The sequence below is a fragment of the Halolactibacillus sp. JCM 19043 genome (genome assembly GCF_001310395.1).
In the GTDB taxonomy this organism is placed as follows: domain Bacteria; phylum Bacillota; class Bacilli; order Bacillales; family Amphibacillaceae; genus Halolactibacillus; species Halolactibacillus miurensis.
Genome location: NZ_BAXD01000094.1, coordinates 1 through 680, shown reverse-complemented (window position 1 = coordinate 680; position 680 = coordinate 1). Strand labels below are relative to the sequence as shown.

Below are 680 nucleotides of genomic sequence, written 5' to 3'. Positions count from 1 at the left end.
ATCATTCGTCTCGCTGACGTTGTTTTTCCTTATGGTCAAGATCATGTCAATCACGCCATTCAGACACAAATGAACCTGAAAGATAAGAAAAAGTATGGGAAGCCGATAGCATGGTCACTTGAGGACTATGGTGACTACTATATCGTTAAATGCTTAATCGATGTGCCGGCTACACCCTATCTAAATACCTCAACATCAACAGGTATGGTTGGTGTTGATTTGAATGTGAATCATATCGCTGTCGCCAATGTCAATGCCATCGGTCAATGTGTGGATGCCTTTACCCTCCCGTTTAACTTAGAGGGTAAAACCAGTGGGCAGGTAACGAAAATCATAGAAGCGGAGGTTATTGCCCTCGTTGACTATGCCGTTAAACATCATAAACCACTCGCCATCGAAAAATTGGATACGACGCGGTCCAAAGTGTCGCGTCCCTATGGAAACAAACAAGCTAATCGACGAATGAGTCAGTTTGCTTATCAAAAGATGATTCTAGCAATCAAGTCAAGAGCTGAAAAAATGGGGGTGGCTGTCTACGTTGTTAATCCCGCTTATACCAGTCAAATTGGTAAGATGAAATATATGAAGCGACTCGGTGTGTCCATTCATATGGCAGCCGCTTATGTCATTGCCCGTCGGGCAATGGGTTTTAAAGAAATACTCCCACCAATGGAGGCCAC

At 43.7% G+C, this 680-nt stretch carries 1 protein-coding gene; it reads left to right on the top strand.

What is annotated here, in order from left to right:
• The coding region (locus JCM19043_RS15810) for an IS200/IS605 family accessory protein TnpB-related protein (protein WP_156321458.1) at positions 1-680 on the top strand (680 nt) is incomplete at both ends.